Source organism: Pseudomonas agronomica, from assembly GCF_025917275.1.
GTDB lineage: Bacteria > Pseudomonadota > Gammaproteobacteria > Pseudomonadales > Pseudomonadaceae > Aquipseudomonas > Aquipseudomonas agronomica.
This window is the reverse complement of the sequence record NZ_JAOSHO010000783.1, coordinates 1-1574: the sequence shown is the minus strand read 5'-3', so window position 1 is coordinate 1574 and position 1574 is coordinate 1. Positions and strand designations below refer to the sequence as shown.

3 protein-coding genes are annotated in these 1574 nt (G+C 56.2%); 1 reads left to right on the top strand and 2 read right to left on the bottom strand.

Features of this window, described 5'->3' with window-relative positions; all coding sequences use genetic code 11:
• Positions 1-106: 106 nt before the first annotated feature.
• Positions 107-631: a DUF2867 domain-containing protein gene (locus OC610_RS27105; RefSeq protein ID WP_264432427.1), complete on the bottom strand. Its 525-nt coding sequence runs from the start codon at positions 629-631 to the stop codon at positions 107-109.
• A 25-nt stretch (positions 632-656) separates the two neighbouring features.
• Complete coding sequence (locus tag OC610_RS27100; protein ID WP_264432423.1) at positions 657-1301, bottom strand: DJ-1/PfpI family protein; 645 nt, start codon at positions 1299-1301, stop codon at positions 657-659.
• Positions 1302-1426: 125 nt separating this feature from the next.
• Between OC610_RS27100 and OC610_RS27095 the strand changes: the two genes are divergently transcribed.
• A partial coding sequence (locus OC610_RS27095) for a TetR/AcrR family transcriptional regulator (protein ID WP_264432430.1) occupies positions 1427-1574 on the top strand: 148 nt, incomplete at its 3' end.

Sequence of the window (1574 nt, the reverse complement as noted above, 5' to 3'; positions counted from 1 at the left end):
TTTTCTGGAAAAAAAGCGCCATGCCTTTTGGGGCGGCTTCGCCCAAAGCGTCGGACCGTCCCAGCGGGAGCAAGCTCCCTCGCCACGGGATTTTTTGTGTCGCGACTCAGACAGCCAAAGGCCAACCAACGCGCGCTGCACGGCGAAGGCTGGCCTTGACAACCAAGCGGTGAAACGGAGCAATAACAAAGAGGTAGGCCCGGCCCAGACGGTTGTGACAATGGACCACGGTTGAAAACACCAATTGGCGACTGCCCTCTGGCTCTGCCTCTCCTGAACACAGGATCGATATCCGGAAGTCGAGGTGCTTGTCGTCCTCTCCCAATACGATTTCGGTCTGGTTCGAGCTGTAGACCTTGAAGATTTGAATCCGATCAGCAAGCGTCGCCAAATGCCTGGCTGTCTTGAGACCAAAGCAGGCAGCGATTGTGTCTCGGACTTTCATGAGCCATCCGATCCAGGATGGTTGGTTGGAAAGGATGAATCGAGCCAGCGAATCTGGATCGCCGGATGCGCCCGCAGGTAGCCGAATCGCAAAGGCGTCCGCCAGGTTCATCGCCTTGTAAAGGTGAATGACGCCGGACCTCGAGGGGACCGGCACGGACGTGATGAGCTCAAATTCTCGGCGCATTGGGTATCTCTCTCCTGAGTGCTAACTACCAATTGGACGACATGCCATGTCGCTTTTTTTGTTGGCCGACACCCATTTCTCCTTGACGGATACTGAGCCCGATCAAGGCATCATAGAGTGCTTGTTGCCCCGCTGGCAGAACAGGGAGCAATGTCGCACGGCGCTTGTCGACGTCGAACCAGGATTCGATCAACCATCCCACCAGATAGAGCGCCGAAAGGCATCCGCCCGCGGTTGCCACATTCCCTTGGCATACAAGCGGCTGGTCTACAGATTCAATTCCCAGGGCTTGCAAGCCCGATCGTGCATCCGGGTGTGTAGTTGCCCGGCCGCTGAGCAGCCCAAGCCGTTCAAGAATGAAAGCCCCAGCGCAGATAGAGCCGATTCGCTGGCGTCTGGGGTCAAGTTCGAACGATGGCAGAAAATCTGGCGCGGCAAGTGCGGCGGGTATCCCTTCCTTGCCGCTGACGAACAATACCGCGTCGGCACTGTTGGCCTCGCAAAGCGGACCGTGCACTGAAACAGGCAGGCCATGGGCCGAACGCACGATAGCGCTGGAACCCAATATTCGGACGTGCCAGTCTTTGGTGTTGCGGCCCAAGATGTCCCACATCAGGAATAGGTCGATATCCGTGAACTGGTCGAAAGCAACTAGAACGATTTTCTTCAAGGCGAGCTCCATCAAAACTGCTGGCGTATGAAACGCAACGGCCATCGTTGCCGGTGTTCGCAAGGTATCAATCGGTTGCGCGCCATACACAGCCTGTATGGTGCGAAATAGGAGCGAAATAACGAATGGAAAAACTAACGCGTAACCGTTGGATCTCGGCTGGTTTTGAGGCCCTCGACCAGGTAGGGCATATTGGCGTTTCAGCCGAGAGTCTAGCGCGCCGATTGAATGTGACGCGCGGATCGTTCTATCACCATTTCCGTAATCGCGAAG

What these genes read in the sequence shown, in the direction of transcription:
- OC610_RS27105 (WP_264432427.1), bottom strand. Translation starts at nt 631, where the DNA reads ATGCGCCGAGAATTTGAGCTCATCACGTCCGTGCCGGTCCCCTCGAGG.